The following is an 18142-nucleotide window of genomic DNA, read 5'->3' as shown; positions in this document are numbered from 1 at the left end:
ACTGCTGAGGAGATGCTTGCTGGACAAGAGCTAAGGTTGCAGGACCACTTTGATGCAACCATCTTGTTTCTTTTGAAACATCTCATACGCCTCGGGCGCCTGGTCCAGTGGCATCCGGTGGGTCACCAAGTCTGTGACACCCAAGGGGTCGGTTGGATCTTCGACATACGGCAGCAGGTCTTCGTCCCAATTGCGGACATTGCACTGGCCAGCGGTAATCGTCAGTTGTTTATCGAAAATCGACAACATCGGCAGCGGTGTGGTGGCACCACCGTAGACACCACTGAGGGATACCACGCCGCCGCGTCCGGCAAGCTCGATGGATGAGTTGAGCGCGGCGGTTCGGTCAATGCCCACATTCTCTAAGGCTTTTTGGCCAAGCTTGTCGGGTAGCAGACCGGTCGCGCGTTGGAGGGTCGCAGCCACCGGGTTGCCGTGGGCTTCCATCCCGACCGCATCGACTACCCCGTCAGCACCGCGACCGCCGGTTCGTTCGTTGACTAATTCCATGGCTTCGTCGTGGTGCTCCGCGGCGGTGATGCCGTGTCGGACCGCCATCTCGCGACGTTCCGGCACCGGATCCACACCGACGACCTCGTAACCCAACTGCACCCCAATGCGTGCGGCGAACTGACCGACCGGTCCCAGCCCCACGACAGCCAGCACACCTGCTTCGGGCATGTGGGCATATTTCACGGCTTGCCAGGCGGTGGGCAAAATATCCGACAGGAAGAGATAGTGCTCGTCGGAGAGTTCTTCGCCCACTTTGATCGGCCCGTAGTCAGCGTGGGGCACGCGCAGGTATTCGGCCTGCCCGCCCGGTAAGTGACCGTAGAGCTTCGAGTAGCCAAGCAGTGTCGCGCCGGTGCCGTATTCGGTCACCTGGGTCGTCTCGCACTGGGATTGCAGCCCGCGTTGGCAGTAGAAGCAGTGCCCGCATGAGACGTTGAACGGAATCACCACCCGATCCCCGGGTTTGAGGTTGGTCACCCCGGCGCCGACTTCTTCGACGATACCCATCGGTTCGTGGCCGATGATATCGCCTTCTTCCATGAAGGGCGTCAGGACTTCATAGAGGTGAAGATCAGATCCGCAGATGGCCGTGGAGGTAACACGAATGATCGCATCTGTGGGTTGTTGAATGGTTGGATCTGGGACTTCTTCTACCGATAGGTTCCGTCGGCCTTGCCAGGTTACTGCTCGCATGAGTCTTCCTCGTGTTCGGTGATCGTGGGACGTGCATGTCGGTTGAGAAACGGTTTAGGGCTTGAGGACGACTTTGATGCAGCCGTCTTGTTTTTTCTGGAACATCTCGTAGGCTTCGGGAGCTTGGTCCAGTGGCAGCTGGTGAGTCACCAGGTCAGTGACCCCAAAGGGATCGGCTGGGTCCTCCACGTAGGGGATCAGTTCCTGATCCCAGTGGCGCACGTTGCATTGCCCGGCGGTGATCGTCAGTTGCTTATCAAAGATCGTCAACATCGGAACCGGGGTGGCCATCCCACCGTAGATCCCGCTGAGCGAGACGGTGCCACCGCGTGCTGCGAGGTCTAGCGCGGAGTTCAACGCCGAGGTGCGGTCGACTCCGGCGGTTTCGAAAACCTCTTGGCCCAGGGCATCTGGGAGCAGTCCGGCAGCCCGTTGCACCCCGGCGGCGATGTGATTGCCGTGGGCTTCCAATCCGACGGCATCCACGACCCCGTCGGCTCCGCGTCCATTGGTGCGCTCATTGATGAGCTGGACTGCTTCTTCATGTTCGGCGGCTACCGTGACGCCGTGGCGGGCGGCCATCTGGCGACGCTCTGCCACCGGGTCCACGGCCACCACTTCGTGGCCAAGGTGGACGCCGATGCGGGCCGCGAATTGGCCCACCGGTCCAAGTCCCAGCACTGCCATTACCCCTTGATCGGGCATGTGCGCGTATTTCACGGCCTGCCATGCAGTGGGCAGAATATCGGATAAGAAGAGGTAGTGTTCGTCAGACAGTTCGGAGCCGACCTTGATCGCGCCGTAGTCGGCGTGCGGTACGCGCAAGTATTCGGCCTGCCCGCCGGGCAACTGGCCATAGAGTTTGGAAAATCCAAGCAGCGATGCACCGGTGCCGTATTCGGTCACCTGGGTGGTTTCACACTGAGATTGCAAGCCGCGCTGACAGTAATAACAGTGCCCACACGTCACGTTGAATGGAATGACCACGCGGTCGCCCGGTTTGAGGTTAGTGACCCCGGATCCGACTTCTTCGACGATACCCATCGGTTCGTGGCCGATGATGTCGCCTTCGGTCATAAACGGGGTGAGGACCTCATAAAAGTGCAGGTCGGAGCCACAGATCGCGCTCGAGGTGACGCGAATAATAGCGTCTTTGGGCTCTCGAATTGTCGGGTCGGGGACTTCCTCGACAGAGATGTCTCGACGACCTTGCCAGGTTACTGCTCGCATAAGTGCTCCTCGCTCGGTTGAGGTTGGGCTTCTATGCTCTTCGCAGGGTGGTGATGAGGAGAATTTTTCTAGGGTACGTGGCCGAGTCTAGGCACGGCGAACTGAGCGTGTCCACATTTGTCAGTCCGATCTACGCCGTTTCTACACTCGGATGTGCGGCCCCTTTCGTCGACGCGAAGGAGGTGGATCTAGGCGTTCTTTCCGCGAGCGCCCACCGACCACGTGCTCACGGCGCCGTCGTGGTCGACTAGAAAGACCTCATCCACGAGGTTGACCGCAACGCACACGTGGTTCGGGATAACGCGTAAACGAGTGCCGACTGCTGGCAGCCGATCGCTATCCCACAGGATTGTGCCGTGGTGTTCCGACAGGGCAATGATCCGGGCGTCGGGGTGGCCCAGCACCCGGCCGTGCCCGGTAGCCCACGGAGCTTTATCGGTGGCCAGGATTTTGGAACCGGCATCCACAATGATGCGGGCGGGGGCGTCTCGGTGCGCTGGCTGGCTTGAGACGACGGTGGTGACCACGCTCAGTGCAATGTCGTCCCAGCCGATACGCCCCAGCTCGAGTTGTTGGGCATCGCCGAAGACGTAGACCCCGGGGCGGATTTCGGTGGCCCCGTCGGTTACGGTCGCGGTGGCCGAGGGTGATGAACCACCAGATAAAACCTCGGTGGGGTAGCCGGCGTTTTCAAGGATGTGTTTAGCTTCGCGCAGCACACGGGCCTCATCGAGGGCAGCCGTGCTGTGGGCGCCGGGGGCATAGCTGTGCCCGGGGAACGTGAACACTCCGCGCAGGGTCATGTTGCGCTGGGCAATCGCCTGGGCGATGGGGACAACCTGGTCGGGGAAGACCCCGGAACGGTGATGGCCCGAGTTGAGTTCGATCATGATCTCGACACCAGGATGTTCGTCCGTGACGTCGGCCAGCTGATGTACTGCTGCCACCGAATCGGTGGCGACCGCCAGTGTGCCGTCGTCGGCGAGCCGGGTAAGAAGTTGAGCATCGTTGCGGGTCGCCCACACCGGGTAGGCAATGAACAGGTCAGTGATGCCGGCGTTGAAAAAATATTGGGCCTCGCCCAGGGTTGCCACGGACAGGCCAGAGCTGCCGGCGGCCAATTGTTTGTGCGCCACGGGGCCCATTTTATGGGTTTTGGCGTGGGGTCGGAGCTGTAGGTTGTGGGTCGCTGCAAACTCGGCCATGGCCGAGATATTGGCATTCAGGATGGTCTCATCGACCACGATGGCGGGAGTGTGCGGTATCTGCTCCACGATCTACTCCCTTACAAGTACTAGCGGGCCTCGTCGCCAGGGGCATCGGTCTGCGGGGTTTCGGCGGCGCGCTGGGCTTCTTCGCGTTCGCGGCGCATACGTTCGCGGGCGCGGGCTACGGCGGCACGGTGCAGTTCTTCAGAGGAGCGGTTCATCCCGGAACCTTCGGAGAGGTGGTCGGGGTTTTCGCGGCCGGTCAGCTGCAACAGAGCGACCACCACGAGGGTCGCGGCGAAGGCGATACCAAAGGCGATCAGCCCGATATCGACGCGGAGCGGGTGGTCGGGGTTGTTGAGCCCTCCCGTGGAGACCATGGTGGCCACTACGAACGCAATGATACCGACGATGAAGGAGAAGGTCAGCGGGACTTTAATGCCGCCTTTGAATCCCCCACGTGGTTTTTTAGGTGAGTTTGCCATGATGTGTTCCGGCTACCGGATTTGCTCCTTTGAAAATTCGATCGGCTCTATTCTAGTGGTTGTTTTACGCAACGTAGAACTACCGGCTGTGGGCGAAATTTCGGCGGGCGCTTAGGGCCGTGGTGGCTTGTAGCCGTGCTCTTTGACGGCCTTGCGAGTATCCAACCAGTAGCCGATCCCGGTGATGGCAAACAGCACCCCGACGATCAGCGCATAGGTGCCGGTGATGCCGAAAATGCGGTGGTAGTCCAGGTCCATGCCGATGAATAGCGCGGTCACCACGAGGGCTGCGACCCCGGCGATCAGATGATCACGGGCCGGTGCGAAGCTCTTGCGCCAGGTGGAAGCCCACAGTTCAGCCAGGCCGGAAAGTCCCAGGGCTGCGGCGATGGTGATCCAGGTGACGGTGGGCGACAGGTCACCGAGTTGGACCCCGACCAGGGTCAGGGCGGCCAGCATCCAGATCGCGGCGATCATGGATAACGGGGAGCGCATCTTTGCGGGGACCGGGTCGCGGCGCAGGTATTCCCACATCGCGGATCCGGAAAACAGGAAGAAGATTGCGGTGCCGTAGTTGACCACCGCAGCGTTGGGCTCTTGGATGAAGAAGGTGGCGATACCAAAGATCAGGGCGATCCCGGCGCGAATGAGGATCGGCCGGTAGATGACGGCAGTGGTATCGGGGTCTATTGTGTGGTTCATGTCTGCTCCATTCTAATCGCTGATGTCTTCAGTGCGCGCCGAGACGAATCCAGGTGTCACGACGGATCCGTAACCACAGTCCGATAGCGCGGGCGGTGAGGTAAATGCCGGCAAAACCAACCCACACCCAGGCCACCGCGCCGACATGGGAGGCATCGGCGGCCAGCAGGGCCAGACCGTACAGTGCGGGCAGGTAGACGATAATGTTGGCGATGCCGATCAGGCCGAGATATTTCGCATCACCGGCGCCCATCAGAATGCCATCGAGCACAAACACGTACCCGGATAACGGTTGCGAGATGGCCAACACGATCAGTCCTGCGGTCGTGGCTTCGATGACGGCCTGGTCGGTCGTGAAGAGGTGAGGAAGCCAGGGTGCGCTGACGCCCAACAGGATGCCGGTAATCGCGCCGAAGCCGAATGACCAGCGGATCATGGTTGAGGTCAGAGCGCGCACCGCGGTGACATTCGAAGCACCGAGTTCTTTGCCGATGAGTGCTTGGGCCGCAATGGCCAGCGCGTCCAGGGCAAAGGCCATGGTCGAATACACATTGAACACGATCTGGTGTGCGGCCAGCACTTCGGTGCCCAGCGCGGTTGCGGTCAGCACCGTAGCCAACACGGCCACTCGTAGCGAGGCCGACCGGACCAGCAGCCAGGAACCGACCTGGGCGGTGGCGCGCAGGCCCGCACCGGTCGGGGCGAAACCAACCTGGTGGCGTCGCATCCGCGGGATCAGGATGGCCGCGTACACCGCGAACATCAGCCATTGGACGCCCGAGGTGCCCAGCGCTGAACCCATCACTCCGAGCTCAAGCACGTAAATGAGCACGTAGTTGGCCAGGATGTTCAGCCCGAACCCACCCCCGGCGACAATCAGTGGTGTGGTGGCGTCCTGCAAGCCGCGCAGTACTCCGGTGGCGGCCAACACGGCCAGCATCGCGGGCAGCCCGAGCATCGAGTACTGCAGGTAGGCGACCGCATGCGGTGCCGCATCGTTGGTGGCGATGGTCCCCAGTAACGGTGCCGCATACCAGCCGATGACGGCGATGATTGCACCCAGGCCGAGCCCCAGCCAGATGCCGTCGCGGCCGCGGGCCAGGGCATTGTCCAGCTGTCCCGCCCCGAGGAACCGTGCCACGGCCGGGGTTGTCGAATAGGCCAGGAAGATCAGCAGGCCGGTCACGGTTTGGACGATCGCGGCTGCCAGTCCGACACCGGCCAGTTCTGCAGCTCCGAGCCGGCCGATCATGGCCGTGTCGGCTAGCAGGAATAGCGGTTCGGCGATGAGCGCGCCAAAGGCCGGGACGGCCAGCCCCAGGATCTGGCGTGAGAGTGACCGCGGAGAGGAGGTGGTCATGTTAGATGATGACGGCGGCTTCCATGAATTGCAGTTCCATCAATAGCACCGACATCACATTATTAAAGGCGTGGGAGAGCCATGCGTAGGCAAAGGATTTCTTTGAAATCAGATACACGGCGGTGAACGCGATGGCCATCGACAGATACGGCAGCACGGTGGCGAACGACATGTTCGGGTCGCCCATGAAGTGCAGCAGCGTGAAGGTGATGATTGAGATTGGGACGGTAACCCAGGTCGGGATCCAGCGGCCGAGTTTACCGATCAGGATGTGACGGAAGATGTATTCTTCGACGAAGGGCCCGATCAGCCCGAGGATCAGGATCGACACGATCAGCGAGGATTCCCCGGCGGCTTCTTGGACGGCTTCCTGGTTGGCGGAGACATCACCTTCTTGCCCTGAGATGATCAGCAAGAATGAGGTCAGGATCAAGGTGGCCAACCAGATGACGGGCAGCAGCAGCACTTTGACCCACCACCAGGTCGCAAACCAGCGGAACGACTGAATAAAGGGCCGCCATGAGACGGCGATCATGATGATCCCGGTGATGCCGTAGAGCACCACATTGGAATACATCAAAAACCAGCCGGGCATTTCTGGGCCGGCGAGCATCTCGTTGAACGATACTGGCTCACGCCCGTACATTTGGGCACCGAATTCGGTCACCCCGGGGATGGTGAATAGCAGCAGCATCCCGCCGAGGATGAACCCACCGATGTAGACGACCAGTGCCAGGATGTCACCCCAGTGCAAACGTCCCGGATCGGAGGCGGTTTTGTCGTTGGCGTTGTGCCCCCGGCGGCCTCTTTTGCCGCCTCGCGGGGTCTGGGGCCAACCAGTTGGGTACTGGTTTGGCCAGCCTGTTGGATAGGGGCTGGCCGTCTGGCTGCCGTACGGATTGGAACCGGGACCTGATGGGTAACTCACCGGCCTCCTTCGATGTGCTGCTGGGTTTGGGCCGTGTATAAGTCATGGTACATTCCACCGGCTGCCAGTAGCTCCTCGTGAGAGCCCTGCTCAACGACGTCTCCGTGATCCATGACCACGATGACGTCGGCTGAGCGGATGGTGGATAAGCGGTGGGCGATGACAAATGAGGTGCGCCCCCGCTGCAGGGTGGCCAGGGCTTCCTGGATGAGCGCTTCGGTGCGCGTATCGACCGAGGAGGTCGCCTCATCGAGGATTAGCAACCGCGGATCCGACAGGAAAGCCCGTGCGATGGTGAGTAGTTGTCGTTCGCCGGCCGAGATCGCATCCGAGTCGAGGCTGACCTTGGTGTCGTAACCATCGGGCAGCTGGGTAATGAAGTGATCGGCGCGTGCGGCTTGGGCTGCAGCAATGATTTGGTCGTCGGTCGCATCGGGGCGGCCGTAGGCGATGTTGTGTTTGATGCTGCCCGAAAACAGCACGGCATCTTGGAGCACCATGCCGATGGGTTCCCGCAGCGAGTTGCGCGAAACGGTAGCGATGTCGGTGTCGTCGAGCAGGATCTGCCCGCTATCGACGTCGTAAAATCGCATCAGCAGGTTGACCAGGGTGGTTTTGCCGGCCCCGGTCGGTCCCACAATGGCGACCAGTTGCCCCGGTTCGACCGTCAAGTTCAGGTCGGTGATCAGCGGGGTGGCCGCATCGTAACCGAAACTGACATTGCGGAATTCCACGGCCCCGGTCACTTCGGGCAGCTCGCCGTCGGCTTCGGTTTCTTCGTCGGCGTCTAAGAATTCGAACACCCGCTCGGCCGAGGCGACCGCCGAGATAATCATATTCGCCAGCCCGGCCAGTTGGCCCAGCGGCTGGTTGAATTCGCGCGAGTATTGAATGAATGCGGTGACCGAGCCCAGCGGCAGCGCCCCGGCGGCCACGCGCAGCGCGCCGACTACCGCGATGCCCACGTAGCCCAGGTATGTCACCCACTGCATGATCGGGTGGATCATGCCAGAGACGAACTGGGCCTTATAACTGGCTTGGTATACGTCGTCGTTGCGTTGATCGAATTCTTCGACCATCGCGTCGGCGCGGTTGAACAGGAGCGCCACATCGTGGCCGGTGAAGGCTTCTTCGATGTGGCCGTTGAGTTTACCGGTGTTAGCCCACTGGGCCGAAAACAGTTTTTGGGCACGCTGGCCGATGATCCCCACGACGATGGCCGCAATTGGCACCGCAATCAGGGCGATCAGTGCCAGCTGCCAGGAAATCGAGAACATCATGATGGTGATCCCGATGATCGTCAGGACCCCGTTGAGCAGCGACGACACCGTCTGCTGGACGGCGTTTTGGATGTTGTCGACGTCGTTGGTCGTGCGCGACAGCAGGTCGCCGCGTTGCTTGCCGTCAAACCAGTTGGTGGGCAACCGGTGTAGTTTATTTTCAACGTCTTGGCGCAACAGGTAGGTGATCTCCACACCGATGATGATCAGGATCCGGCCCTGCCACCACATCAAGGCCATGGCGATGACATACATGGCCAGCACCTGGGTGATGAGTTGGCCCAGCACCGCAAAATCGATGCCCTCGGCGTGAAACAGCACATTGACGGCCTCACCCAGTACCAGTGGCGCCCAGACTTGCAGTACGACGGAGACCACGGTGATTGCGACCGCAAAAATCAGCTTGGCCTTATACGGGGCAAAGACGTGGGCCAGCCGGCGCAGGGCGGGCCAGAATGCGGTGGGTTTCCGTCCCGGATCGGCACCCTCTGTCAGTTCAGCGGTTCCAGTCATGTGCACCTGCCTGCGATGCCACAATTTGCTGGTAGACCGTAGACGTGTCCAGCAGTTGGTCGTGGGTGCCTTCGTCAACAATCCGGCCGCGTTCTAATACCAGGATGTGATCGGCGTCGCGGATCGTGGCGACCCGTTGGGCGACGATCAAGATGGTCGCCTCTGAGAGTTGATCCGCCAGGGCGGCCCGGAGTCTGGCATCATTGGTGGCATCCAGTGCCGAGAAGGAATCGTCGAAGAGGTAAATGTTGGGTTTGGCTGCCAGGGCCCTGCCGATGGCTAACCGTTGGCGTTGCCCGCCCGAGACATCGCTGCCACCCTGGGCGATCGAGGACTCGAGCCCGACGGCGTTTTTGGTTTCACGCACGCTCACGAACTCTTGCGCCTGGGCGGTATCCAGGGCCTGCCAGATGTCCTCATCGGTCGCATCTGGTGATCCAAAGCGCAGGTTGGAGGCAACCGTCCCGGAAAATAAGAACGCTTTTTGGGGCACCATACCCACCGCCTGCGACAGCGCTTGGCGGCTGTAGGCGGTCACAGGTACCCCATCAATGAGGATCTGCCCGGAGGTCACATCGATCAGGCGCGGGATGAGGTTCAGGAGCGTGGTTTTGCCCGACCCGGTGGAGCCGATAATGCCGATGGTTTGTCCCGGTGCGGCGCTGAAGTTGATGTCCGAGAGCACGGGTTCGTCAGCACCCGGGTAGGCGAAGGTCACATCACGGAATTCCAGGTTGCCGTGCACGTCATCGATATCGAGCTCACCCTCGGTCAGTTCGGGTTCCGTGGCGAGCACTTCGTTGATGCGCTTGGCCGAGACCATGGCCCGGGGGATCATCAAAAAGATCATCGTGGCCATCATGACGGCCATCAAAATCTGCAACAGGTACTGCATGAATGCCGTCAGCGAGCCGACCTCGACCAGGCCGGCATCGACCCGGATCCCACCAAACCACAGCACCGCGGCGGTGGCGCCGTGGAGCACCAGTGAGATCAGTGGGAACAGCAGGACGAAGATTTTGCCGACCCCGACGGCAAGATCGGTCAGGTGTTGGTTGGCCTTGGTAAACCGGCGGGTCTCATAGGCTTCGCGGACGAAGGCCCGGACGACGCGCATCCCGGTGATTTGTTCGCGTAGGGTGTGGTTCACGTCGTCGATGGCTTCTTGCATCTGGCGGAACAGCGGCATCATTTTCAGTCCCGCGAAGATCATGATGGCGATGACCACCGGCGCCGAGACCCACACGAGCCAGGACAGCCCGGCGTCTTCCCGGATGGCCATCACGACCCCACCGGCGCCCATAATTGGGGCGAGCACCAGCAGGCTCATGCTCATCAGCGTGACCATTTGGAGTTGTTGCACGTCGTTGGTCGCGCGGGTGATCAGGGTGGCCGGCCCAAATTGGGACATTTGGTAAGAGGAAAACTTCGACACCCGCCGGAAGATCGCCGCGCGAATGTCTCGGCCGATCGACATGGCCGCTTTGGCGGCAAACCACACGGACCCGATGGAGGTGGCCAGCTGGGCCAGTGCGACCGCGAGCATGATGCCGCCTAACCGCCAGATCACGTCGGTGTCGCCTGTGGCAATCCCGTCGTCGATGATTTGGGCGTTCAGGGCAGGCAGGAAGAGAATCGCGCCGACTGTCGCCAGTTGCAGCACGACGACGGCCACTAATTGGCCGCTATATGGGCGCGCAAAACGCGCCAGCAGTTTGAGCAAAGACGTTCCTACCCGGTCAGGGCGTTTCTACCGTCGACCATTCATACACATTTTTATTGCGCATCGATACCAGCTCGATCGCGTGGTGTTGCAGTTGTTTTTCGGCCTCGGTTTGTGGCTGCCACGGTGGGATCGGCTCGGCCTTGCCCTCCTCGGCGACCACCATAATCGCAATGGATTGGGCCACCGGGCCCAGATTGCGCTGTTCGGGTTTCCCACTCCAGGCACGCACGACCAAATACATCGAACGCTCGGTGGTGTGCACGATCCGGGCCTCGATCTCCACGATATCGCCCACATACACCCCGTGGTAAAACTGCACGCCACCGGCAAACACGGCAACCGCGGGTTTGCCCGCCCACCGCGAGGCGCAGACGAAGGCTGCTTCGTCCAGCCAGTTCATGACCGAACCGGCTTGTAATCGGAAACCCGGCGTGACTTCGGCGGCGTGGGCGATAAAACATAGCAGCACGACTTCTGCGGTGGTGTCGGCGTCTTCTGGGAACGAAATTTGTCCCAGCGCGTCTTCGCCGCGGGCGTGTTCAATCGAGCGCTGTTTGGCGACTTCCCGACGGCGATGTCCCGCCTCCGTGCGCGGCTCCCACTGTTTGATTTGCTTGGGCTGACCTGTGGCATCGACGGCTTGGTACACCATGACCACCCACGTGGCCACGATCGGTTCGCCGTCCTCATTTAATACGTCTGGAAGCGTGAGCCGACCTTGCACGTGGACTTGGGTGTCTTCGGTATAAATCAGTCTGGCCTGGGCGGTGATTTGGGTATCCACCGGCACGGGGTGACCGAACTTCATATTCCCAATGTAGGTGGCCACGACGTTGCCGCCAGCCCACGTGGCTGCGGCAGCATACCCGGCCTTGTCGAGCCAGCTCATGACGGTACCGGCATCCACGTATCCCGAGGGATGATCGTACGCTTCAGCCCGGAAGTGTAAGGTAATGGAACTTCGCGAGCGCATAACCACTAAACTACCACCCGCGAACAGGGCACAATAGAGACATGTCCTATTCCGCACCGCATTCTGCCAACAGCCCCGATCACTTCTCCAAACCCGTCACCACGCGCATCGCCGGCGCCGTTGAAACACTGGGGTACACGACCCTGGTGGACTGGGCCATGCGACTACTATCCGGGCAGACTACGCCGGACGCCGAATCCGACCCAGACATCCGACTGCTCGGCGGGATGGACGCTATTGAGCCCTATATGGCGCGCGTGTGGGCCGGTCAGGCTCTGTTGCACGCCTGGCATCATCAGGCCTCTGAGGCTGTTCAGGTCGCGCTGCACGACGAAGATTGGCAGGTCCGGGAGGTCGCTGCCCAATTGGTGGGCCACCATAAGTTGGTTTACGTCGATGAACTGGTCGAGTTGCTCACCGATGATCCCTTCCCGCACGTTCGCATCACTGCCGCGCACGCGCTGGGGGCCGTTGCGACACCACAACACGATGTGGCAATTCATCGCTTGCAGGGGTTAGTCATGGACCCGAACTCAATGCTGGCCGGGGCAGCCGAGGACGCGCTCGGTGAGATCGCTAAACGGCACAACCGTCCGGATCTGGCGGTTGCCCCGAGATACTAAATCTGCTGAGCAAGTGTCTGCTGGGGTCGTTCGGGGCGCCTGTTCGTTGCGCCTCGAACATCTCGACGGCACTTGCTTGCGGCGTGGTTTAGCCTTCGTCAGTTTCTGTGGGCTGAGGACTGACGGGTTCGCTCTCCCCGGTATCCTCGTTGAGTGTCTCTGCTGGGACCGGTTCTTCTGGCTCGTAAGGCGCGGGCGTCACGTTGTCGTCAAGAGCTTCGGTGGTGGTGCATCCGACGATCGCGAGACCAGCTGCGAAGAGGAGTGTGGGGATACGCATGTGCTTCATGTCCCTAGCTTATTGGAGCGGGCCGCAGACTAGTAGAGTTCTGCGCCCTTACAAGGGGTCACACCTACACCGTCTGGGCGAACGGTCGAGCACACACCGAATAACCTGTGCGGCGTTGTCCAATGAAGATACTCATGAAATGAGTGACCAAGTTGTTCAATCGCGACCGCTGAAAAGAAGTATCGCGACGCCACTGATGACTAGGACCAGTCTGTCTGTTTGGGCTTCTTAGCGTTGCGGACGTCCCTGTGGCATCTCGTTGGCCGCGACCGCAGGGAAGGGTTTGCCGTCGTTATATTTCTCTTCCAAGCGTTGGACTTCTTTCATGACCGCGCGAATCACAAACTGGCTCAGCGAACGGTGCCCTTCAGCGACCATAGTGTGTAACACCGCACCGCGAAGTCGAGCAGTATCTTCTGGCTCTTGGTAGAAGCTCACCTTATTGGGATGCTTTCGTGGCGCAGATTCGGGATGTTGTAGGACATCCTCGTTGACCTCTTTGGCCTCTGCTTCTACTTCTTCATCGACTTCGGGTTCACTAAAGGGAGTCGGGATCGCTATGCCGATATCTAGTGCGCCCTGTTCCGCGGCTTCACCGTCTTGTTCCTTTGGATCTTCAACCCGCGCGGCTGGTTTCGGGGTTGCCGACTCAACCGGTTCGAGATCGAATAATGTTGCGGAATGTTCAAGAGGTTCAGACATGTTCTACCTTGACGACTAGATGACGGTGCGACCGATTAACACTCTAGGTCAGAGCTATCGTCAGTCCCGCAAGGTCAGGAGAGTGTGTTCACGCGCCGCTTCTTGTGAGCACCGACGACCTATTAAAAAGGCGCAAGGTGGATCGCTCTGATCACAGAACGATCCACCTTGTCAGCTACGACTATTCAGTATGCGTTACACACGCTGAGTCATTAGTCGACCGGGAATAGTGATACGTTGATCGCACCTGCGTATTCACCCGCATCGGTATCTGCGGGGACATCAAGTGCGAGGTCAGCGACAACGTCGGTCGAGCCGAATCGTGCGTGATCATCTGCCGAAGCAAGAAGAGCCGGTTCGATCAATCCGCTACCACCGCGCATCTCGCCGAGGGCAACTTCACCGTTCGCAGCGGTGGAGCCACCCAGTACGCGTGGAACCCAACCCAGGTAGGAAGCGCTCAAATCGCCAGCTTCGCTTGCCAGATCGCTTGCACTACCGCTCAGTTCCCAGCCTGCAGCAGCATTCCGGGTGTCAGTTACGCGAATGGTTGGCATGGCCGAGGAGTAGGTCCAGCGGTCACCAGCGTTGGTGGCTTCGCCCATGTTGACCGAGGCGTTTTGCGGGATCGACAGGGTCAGGGCCCCAGCGGTTGGGCTACCTGGGGCAACTGGACCGTCTGCACCACGTTCAGGTATTGCAGCGTTGACCTCGATATCACCATCAACTGGTTCAGCAGCCGAGTCATCGTCCAGGCCGGTGGCCACACGGCGCTCGATGCCTTCGGTAACAGATTTGGTTCCGTTGTCGTTCTTGGTGATGGTGAACGCATCAGCGGTATCGCCGATTTCGCCATCGAAGCTCGGGTTCGAACCGAACTGCATCGCGATCGCTTCGTATTCCAGCTTATCTGGAGTGACACGGATACCAGAGGTCAGGGTGGTCTGCTGGTACTTGGTGACCTGCGTTGCGCCGTTGTTCAGCCACACGTTGGAGGCATCGTTAGCGAGACCGTAGTACTTCGGACCGGAGTTCGACACCGCGAACACTGGGCCGTCGGTCACACCGTCGTTACCGGTGACGTCTTCATCGAGGAAACCACGAGCGTAGGTGTGGTCGTGACCGGACAGGACGAGGTCAACGTTGTGCTCCTTGATAATTGGCAGCACGGCTTCGCGGACATCCGGGTTGTTCCGGCCCTGAGAAGTTGAGAAGGTCGGGTGGTGGAACTGCACGATGTTCCAGTTCGCGTCAGATTCTTCCAGCACGCCATCTAACCACTCGGCCTGCATACCGATGTACAGGTCGCGCCATTCACTACTGGAGATATTCGGCAGGTCTACGTCCTGCTCGGTCTCCAGGTGGCCCTGGTTGCGGAACTCCGAGTTCAGGGTGATGTAGCGGACACCCTGATAGTCGGTGTAGTAGGCACGGTTTTCTAGGTGGTTGGCGATGAGTTCACGGTATGGTGCATCGGCGCTGCTGCCCACCTCGGATGGGCCGTTCTCAGGAAGTGTGAAGCTCGCGTTCCAGTAGGCGCCGGTGGCGTCAGAAAAGTACTCGTGGTTACCGACAGCTGGCAACCAGTTTTCGGTCTGACGTTCACCGTCGGTAATGGTGAACCATTCTTCCCACTCGTTTTCGACGGAGTAGTTGATGAGGTCACCGGTTTGCAGCGTCAGCTCCGAGTTCGGGAAGGCTTGGCTGGTCTGTTCGACCACTGGGGTCCACTTTTCGGTCAGGTCATTCTGACCGTCTGCGTACCAGGTGAAGGTAAAGGGATCATCTGAGCTTGAGGCGGTAGTAAAGCTGTACCACTCGCTTGCGCTGTCGCCAGTCAGCACTCGATATGAGTACTCCGAGTCCGGGGACAGGCCGTCAAACGTTGCGGCGAAGGTGGTTGCAGGCTCTTCGCCAACTTGACGTTCGGCGCGAACCTCGGCCTCGACCGTGGTGATGTGACCGTCGGCGCCGCGGATCTCTGCGGTAGCAGCAACATCCGGGGTGGCACCAACTGAACGCCAGGTGACGGTCTGAGAGGTGGAGGGATCTTCAGTGGGGTTGAGGATGACACGCTCTGGTGCGGCTTCTACGGAATCGACTGCGATGGGGGCGGCCATTGCTGGGACCGCGCCGCAGGCGAAAACTGCACCGAGCGTAACACCGGCGGCGAGGTTCCGCCAGCGTCGTGAATGCGAAATACGCATTATTCTCCTAAATGTGGTTCATCTGTGGTTCGGGCCATTTCTGACCCTGCGATCCACCATTTCCCACTCAGGTTTCTACAGAGTTCTTCCAGGTATCTACGACCTTCTATCAAGGTAAACACTAGGAAACATCCAGCCTGACCTGCCTCATTGAGTGCTTAGGCTCACACGTTAAGAAAGTGTTTTCTGGGTCTCATCGGCGGCTTCTTCAGCATGCTCGCCATCTGACTCGGCGGCACCACGCGCATTTTCCGAGCGCTCAGCTGCCGCAGCGCGGGCACCCTCGGCTCGAGCAGCGGCTAGCGCACCGGCCATCGCGCGCTTGCGGCGACGCCGCCGCACAAGCACGGTGACCACGACTGCGATCAGCAGAAGGAATGCGATGAGGTAGATCCACGGAACCGCCCAGACCGTTGTTTCCGACGATGCTGAGGCCAGCTCCACCTCGATCTCGTCTTCCCCGACGACGTTCTGGGTCGCGGTGATCGAGGAGGTCAGAGGGCCCAGCGGCCACGCTTCAACCTGCACCGAATGTGCAGCGCGTTGTCCGGGCAAAATTTCACGTTGTGCGCCGACCGCTTGTTCCGCCACTCCGGCACTGAGGCCAAACAGACCCGCAACGGAGAGAGCTTGTTCTGAGCCCAACCGCACGTTTCCGGTGTTCTCGACCGCCCAGTCCAATGTGAGCACTCCGGGTGCGAAAGGATTCCATGACGGGGCATACTGCGCGTTGAGGTCTTCAATGGCGATCGTCGGGGTGATGTCGCCGGCAACGCGAAGGTGAATTCGAGCTCCGACCTGGGCAGCAAGGGAGACATCATTGCCTTCGGCGTCCGCGGCCAGACTTGCAGCGATGCCCGCCGGGTGGTCACCAGGCAGCGCATCTTCGGGCACTGTGAGCGTGAACGGCACGGTGGCAGCATCGCCGGCGGGGATAGTTACTTCTTCGTCGATGGCGATCCACGTGCCGGCGTCGGTCGATTCCGATGGATCAGGCAACAGGTCGAAAACACCTTCTTCAGTGACGATGCCGTCGGAGGTGATCAGCTCGAACACCAGCGGCTGCTCGGAGAAGTTGGTGACGACCACCTCGTCTTCGACGCTTTCGCCGGGCTCGAGTTCAAAGCGGAACGATACGCGCTCTGTGGTCTCATCTTCGGCCTCAGTTTCGGCGTCCGCCTCATCCTGTACGGGGGCGATGCTCCACGTCAGCATGTCTTCGGGCGTGGGCTGGTTCGTCTCATCGCCCTCGGGGGCATCTTCGATGCTAGTAGTACCGATCATGCTTGGCTCCGCATGCGCGGGCTCTGGGAGCACAGCACTGGTAAGCACTCCGGCAGCGACAAAGGATGGCAGCAACAGCGCAGCCAACGCGGCACGATCGAAGGTGAACGACGATTTCATAGACTCCTCCAGGTGGTGACATAACTGCCCACGGGGCAACACTTTGGCAGGCTATGCAGGCGACGTGAACTGGAGAATGCCACCAGGTGACAAAATGGTCCTCGTGAGGTTGCTCGAAGGTAACCCACCGCTGAGAACCGTCGATGACAATGCCCGCGGCTCAGCGCGTATGATAAAGGCCACACAGTAGTGATCCGCATCGGATACGGGTGACTATATTCGTAGGAGGGTTATCTCATGGAATTCCGGCACCCCATCGTGGCCGCACCAATGGCCGGCGGGCCGTCCTCAACAGCGTTGGCCCGAGCTGTCGCCTCGACCGGGGCCTTAGGCTTTCTCGGCGGTGGCAATAAAACAGCGCAACAGCTCACAGAAGATTACCGCGCGGTCGCCGATGCCGGTTCCGTGGGGGTGAACCTCTTTGTCCCGGATGTCGCAAACACCGCGGTGGACCCGGTCAGAAGCCAAGAGCAGCGTAGCGAGAGACTCGCCGCGTTCCGCGAGAAACTTCTGCCGTTTGCCGACCGGCTCGGCGTGGATATCCCCACCGTCGAACAGGCCGGCGCTGATGTCTCCGACGACTGGAACGCGAAACTCGCTGCCGCCGATGAGTGGCCTATTGTGTCGTTTACCTTTGGCCTGCCGCACCCTGAGATCTTTGCCCAACTACATGACTCCGGCACCCAGGTCGGCGTCACGGTCACGACTGTCACCGAAGCGCGCAACGCGGTAGAGCATGGAGCCGACTTTCTGGTAGTGCAAGGACCCGAAGCCGGTGGACACCGTTCGGTGCATGACCCACTGGCCGAACCCGAAAACGTCCCGCTGCTGGATCTGCTCGATGCGGTGGCTGAAGTCGTGGACATTCCACTGGTCGCCGCCGGTGGGATCGTCACCCCGGAACACGTCCAAGAGGTCCTAGCCCACGGGGCTGCCGCAGCCGCGGTCGGAACGGCATTATTGTTGTCCGATGAAGCCGGGACGAACCCGATCCACCGCAAAATGCTGCAAGAAGACCGCTCCGGGGCCACTCAAACAACGCGCGTGTACTCCGGTCGGGTATCACGTTCGCTGGTCAATGAGTTCATGACTTTAGAGGCGCCTGCTATCTACCCGGAAGTCAACACGCTGACTGTGCCCATCAAACGCGCAGCCATCGCAGCGATGGACCCGCGCTCGACGCACTTATTTGCCGGCACCGGGTATGTGCAGGCCCGAACCGGTCCTGCCGCAGAAATTGTGGAGTGGTTGGCTTCGAATCGTCCCTGAGAATGATGTGGTTGCCTCGCACGGAGCCTAGGATGTG

General features: G+C 60.4%; 16 protein-coding genes. 2 read left to right on the top strand and 14 right to left on the bottom strand.

The annotated features are described in order from the left end of the window. Nucleotides 1–30 precede the first annotated feature (30 nt). The 10 genes from J2S62_RS00695 to J2S62_RS00650 all read right to left on the bottom strand — a co-directional run bounded on the left by J2S62_RS00695 (nucleotide 31) and on the right by J2S62_RS00650 (nucleotide 11611). Nucleotides 31–1206 (bottom strand): zinc-dependent alcohol dehydrogenase, encoded by a 1176-nt coding sequence (locus tag J2S62_RS00695; RefSeq protein ID WP_310170124.1) that lies wholly within the window; start codon nucleotides 1204–1206, stop codon nucleotides 31–33. A gap of 54 nt (nucleotides 1207–1260) precedes the next feature. Beyond that, entirely contained in the window at nucleotides 1261–2436 is a 1176-nt protein-coding gene (locus J2S62_RS00690; protein WP_310170121.1) for an alcohol dehydrogenase catalytic domain-containing protein, read from the bottom strand. Between the two features lie 188 nt (nucleotides 2437–2624). After that, entirely contained in the window at nucleotides 2625–3710 is a 1086-nt protein-coding gene (locus tag J2S62_RS00685; RefSeq protein ID WP_310170119.1) for an alanine racemase, read from the bottom strand. A gap of 20 nt (nucleotides 3711–3730) precedes the next feature. Next, the gene (locus tag J2S62_RS00680; protein ID WP_310170117.1) at nucleotides 3731–4129 is read right to left on the bottom strand and encodes a hypothetical protein; all 399 of its coding nucleotides are present in this window, start codon (nucleotides 4127–4129) and stop codon (nucleotides 3731–3733) included. Between the two features lie 111 nt (nucleotides 4130–4240). Further along, entirely contained in the window at nucleotides 4241–4831 is a 591-nt protein-coding gene (locus tag J2S62_RS00675; protein WP_310170116.1) for a hypothetical protein, read from the bottom strand. 28 nt (nucleotides 4832–4859) lie between these two features. Next, entirely contained in the window at nucleotides 4860–6191 is a 1332-nt protein-coding gene (locus tag J2S62_RS00670) for an MATE family efflux transporter (protein ID WP_310170114.1), read from the bottom strand. A 1-nt stretch (nucleotide 6192) separates the two neighbouring features. Continuing rightward, nucleotides 6193–7119: a CPBP family intramembrane glutamic endopeptidase gene (locus tag J2S62_RS00665; RefSeq protein WP_310170112.1), complete on the bottom strand. Its 927-nt coding sequence runs from the start codon at nucleotides 7117–7119 to the stop codon at nucleotides 6193–6195. After that, entirely contained in the window at nucleotides 7116–8912 is a 1797-nt protein-coding gene (locus J2S62_RS00660) for an ABC transporter ATP-binding protein (protein WP_310170110.1), read from the bottom strand. The genes J2S62_RS00665 and J2S62_RS00660 overlap by 4 nt, the downstream gene beginning before the upstream one ends. Continuing rightward, on the bottom strand, nucleotides 8896–10635 hold the full coding sequence (locus J2S62_RS00655) for an ABC transporter ATP-binding protein (RefSeq protein WP_310170109.1): 1740 nt from the start codon (nucleotides 10633–10635) through the stop codon (nucleotides 8896–8898). Before J2S62_RS00655 ends, J2S62_RS00660 begins: the two co-directional genes overlap by 17 nt. 16 nt (nucleotides 10636–10651) lie before the next feature. Beyond that, the gene (locus tag J2S62_RS00650; protein WP_310170107.1) at nucleotides 10652–11611 is read right to left on the bottom strand and encodes an acyl-CoA thioesterase; all 960 of its coding nucleotides are present in this window, start codon (nucleotides 11609–11611) and stop codon (nucleotides 10652–10654) included. A gap of 41 nt (nucleotides 11612–11652) precedes the next feature. On the opposite strand from J2S62_RS00650, the gene J2S62_RS00645 reads away from it, so the two are divergent. Continuing rightward, complete coding sequence (locus tag J2S62_RS00645; RefSeq protein ID WP_310170105.1) at nucleotides 11653–12234, top strand: HEAT repeat domain-containing protein; 582 nt, start codon at nucleotides 11653–11655, stop codon at nucleotides 12232–12234. Nucleotides 12235–12322: 88 nt separating this feature from the next. Here J2S62_RS00645 and J2S62_RS00640 read toward each other — a convergent pair whose 3' ends face one another. The 4 genes from J2S62_RS00640 to J2S62_RS00625 form a co-directional block, all read right to left on the bottom strand. Further along, the gene (locus J2S62_RS00640) at nucleotides 12323–12523 is read right to left on the bottom strand and encodes a hypothetical protein (protein ID WP_310170103.1); all 201 of its coding nucleotides are present in this window, start codon (nucleotides 12521–12523) and stop codon (nucleotides 12323–12325) included. A 228-nt stretch (nucleotides 12524–12751) separates the two neighbouring features. Beyond that, entirely contained in the window at nucleotides 12752–13225 is a 474-nt protein-coding gene (locus J2S62_RS00635; protein WP_310170100.1) for a ParB family protein, read from the bottom strand. 212 nt (nucleotides 13226–13437) lie between these two features. Continuing rightward, a complete protein-coding gene (locus tag J2S62_RS00630) occupies nucleotides 13438–15432 on the bottom strand; it encodes a metallophosphoesterase (protein ID WP_310170097.1) in 1995 nt (664 codons plus the stop codon). A gap of 171 nt (nucleotides 15433–15603) precedes the next feature. Continuing rightward, nucleotides 15604–16836 (bottom strand): WxL protein peptidoglycan domain-containing protein, encoded by a 1233-nt coding sequence (locus tag J2S62_RS00625; RefSeq protein ID WP_310170095.1) that lies wholly within the window; start codon nucleotides 16834–16836, stop codon nucleotides 15604–15606. 237 nt (nucleotides 16837–17073) lie between these two features. On the opposite strand from J2S62_RS00625, the gene J2S62_RS00620 reads away from it, so the two are divergent. Then, nucleotides 17074–18105, top strand: a complete 1032-nt coding sequence (locus J2S62_RS00620; RefSeq protein WP_310170093.1) for a nitronate monooxygenase — start codon at nucleotides 17074–17076, stop codon at nucleotides 18103–18105. The last annotated feature ends 37 nt before the right edge of the window (nucleotides 18106–18142 follow it).

Source organism: Enteractinococcus fodinae (assembly GCF_031458395.1).
In the GTDB taxonomy this organism is placed as follows: domain Bacteria; phylum Actinomycetota; class Actinomycetes; order Actinomycetales; family Micrococcaceae; genus Yaniella; species Yaniella fodinae.
Note: the sequence above shows the minus strand (reverse complement) of the source record. Positions and strands in the feature narration are given on the sequence as shown.

What these genes read in the sequence shown, in the direction of transcription:
- J2S62_RS00690 (WP_310170121.1), bottom strand. Translation starts at nt 2,436, where the DNA reads ATGCGAGCAGTAACCTGGCAAGGTCGTCGAGACATCTCTGTCGAGGAA.
- J2S62_RS00660 (WP_310170110.1), bottom strand. Translation starts at nt 8,912, where the DNA reads ATGACTGGAACCGCTGAACTGACAGAGGGTGCCGATCCGGGACGGAAA.
- J2S62_RS00625 (WP_310170095.1), bottom strand. Translation starts at nt 16,836, where the DNA reads ATGAAATCGTCGTTCACCTTCGATCGTGCCGCGTTGGCTGCGCTGTTG.
- J2S62_RS00635 (WP_310170100.1), bottom strand. Translation starts at nt 13,225, where the DNA reads ATGTCTGAACCTCTTGAACATTCCGCAACATTATTCGATCTCGAACCG.
- J2S62_RS00695 (WP_310170124.1), bottom strand. Translation starts at nt 1,206, where the DNA reads ATGCGAGCAGTAACCTGGCAAGGCCGACGGAACCTATCGGTAGAAGAA.
- J2S62_RS00640 (WP_310170103.1), bottom strand. Translation starts at nt 12,523, where the DNA reads ATGAAGCACATGCGTATCCCCACACTCCTCTTCGCAGCTGGTCTCGCG.
- J2S62_RS00675 (WP_310170116.1), bottom strand. Translation starts at nt 4,831, where the DNA reads ATGAACCACACAATAGACCCCGATACCACTGCCGTCATCTACCGGCCG.
- J2S62_RS00645 (WP_310170105.1), top strand. Translation starts at nt 11,653, where the DNA reads ATGTCCTATTCCGCACCGCATTCTGCCAACAGCCCCGATCACTTCTCC.
- J2S62_RS00630 (WP_310170097.1), bottom strand. Translation starts at nt 15,432, where the DNA reads ATGCGTATTTCGCATTCACGACGCTGGCGGAACCTCGCCGCCGGTGTT.
- J2S62_RS00650 (WP_310170107.1), bottom strand. Translation starts at nt 11,611, where the DNA reads ATGCGCTCGCGAAGTTCCATTACCTTACACTTCCGGGCTGAAGCGTAC.
- J2S62_RS00670 (WP_310170114.1), bottom strand. Translation starts at nt 6,191, where the DNA reads ATGACCACCTCCTCTCCGCGGTCACTCTCACGCCAGATCCTGGGGCTG.
- J2S62_RS00680 (WP_310170117.1), bottom strand. Translation starts at nt 4,129, where the DNA reads ATGGCAAACTCACCTAAAAAACCACGTGGGGGATTCAAAGGCGGCATT.
- J2S62_RS00620 (WP_310170093.1), top strand. Translation starts at nt 17,074, where the DNA reads ATGGAATTCCGGCACCCCATCGTGGCCGCACCAATGGCCGGCGGGCCG.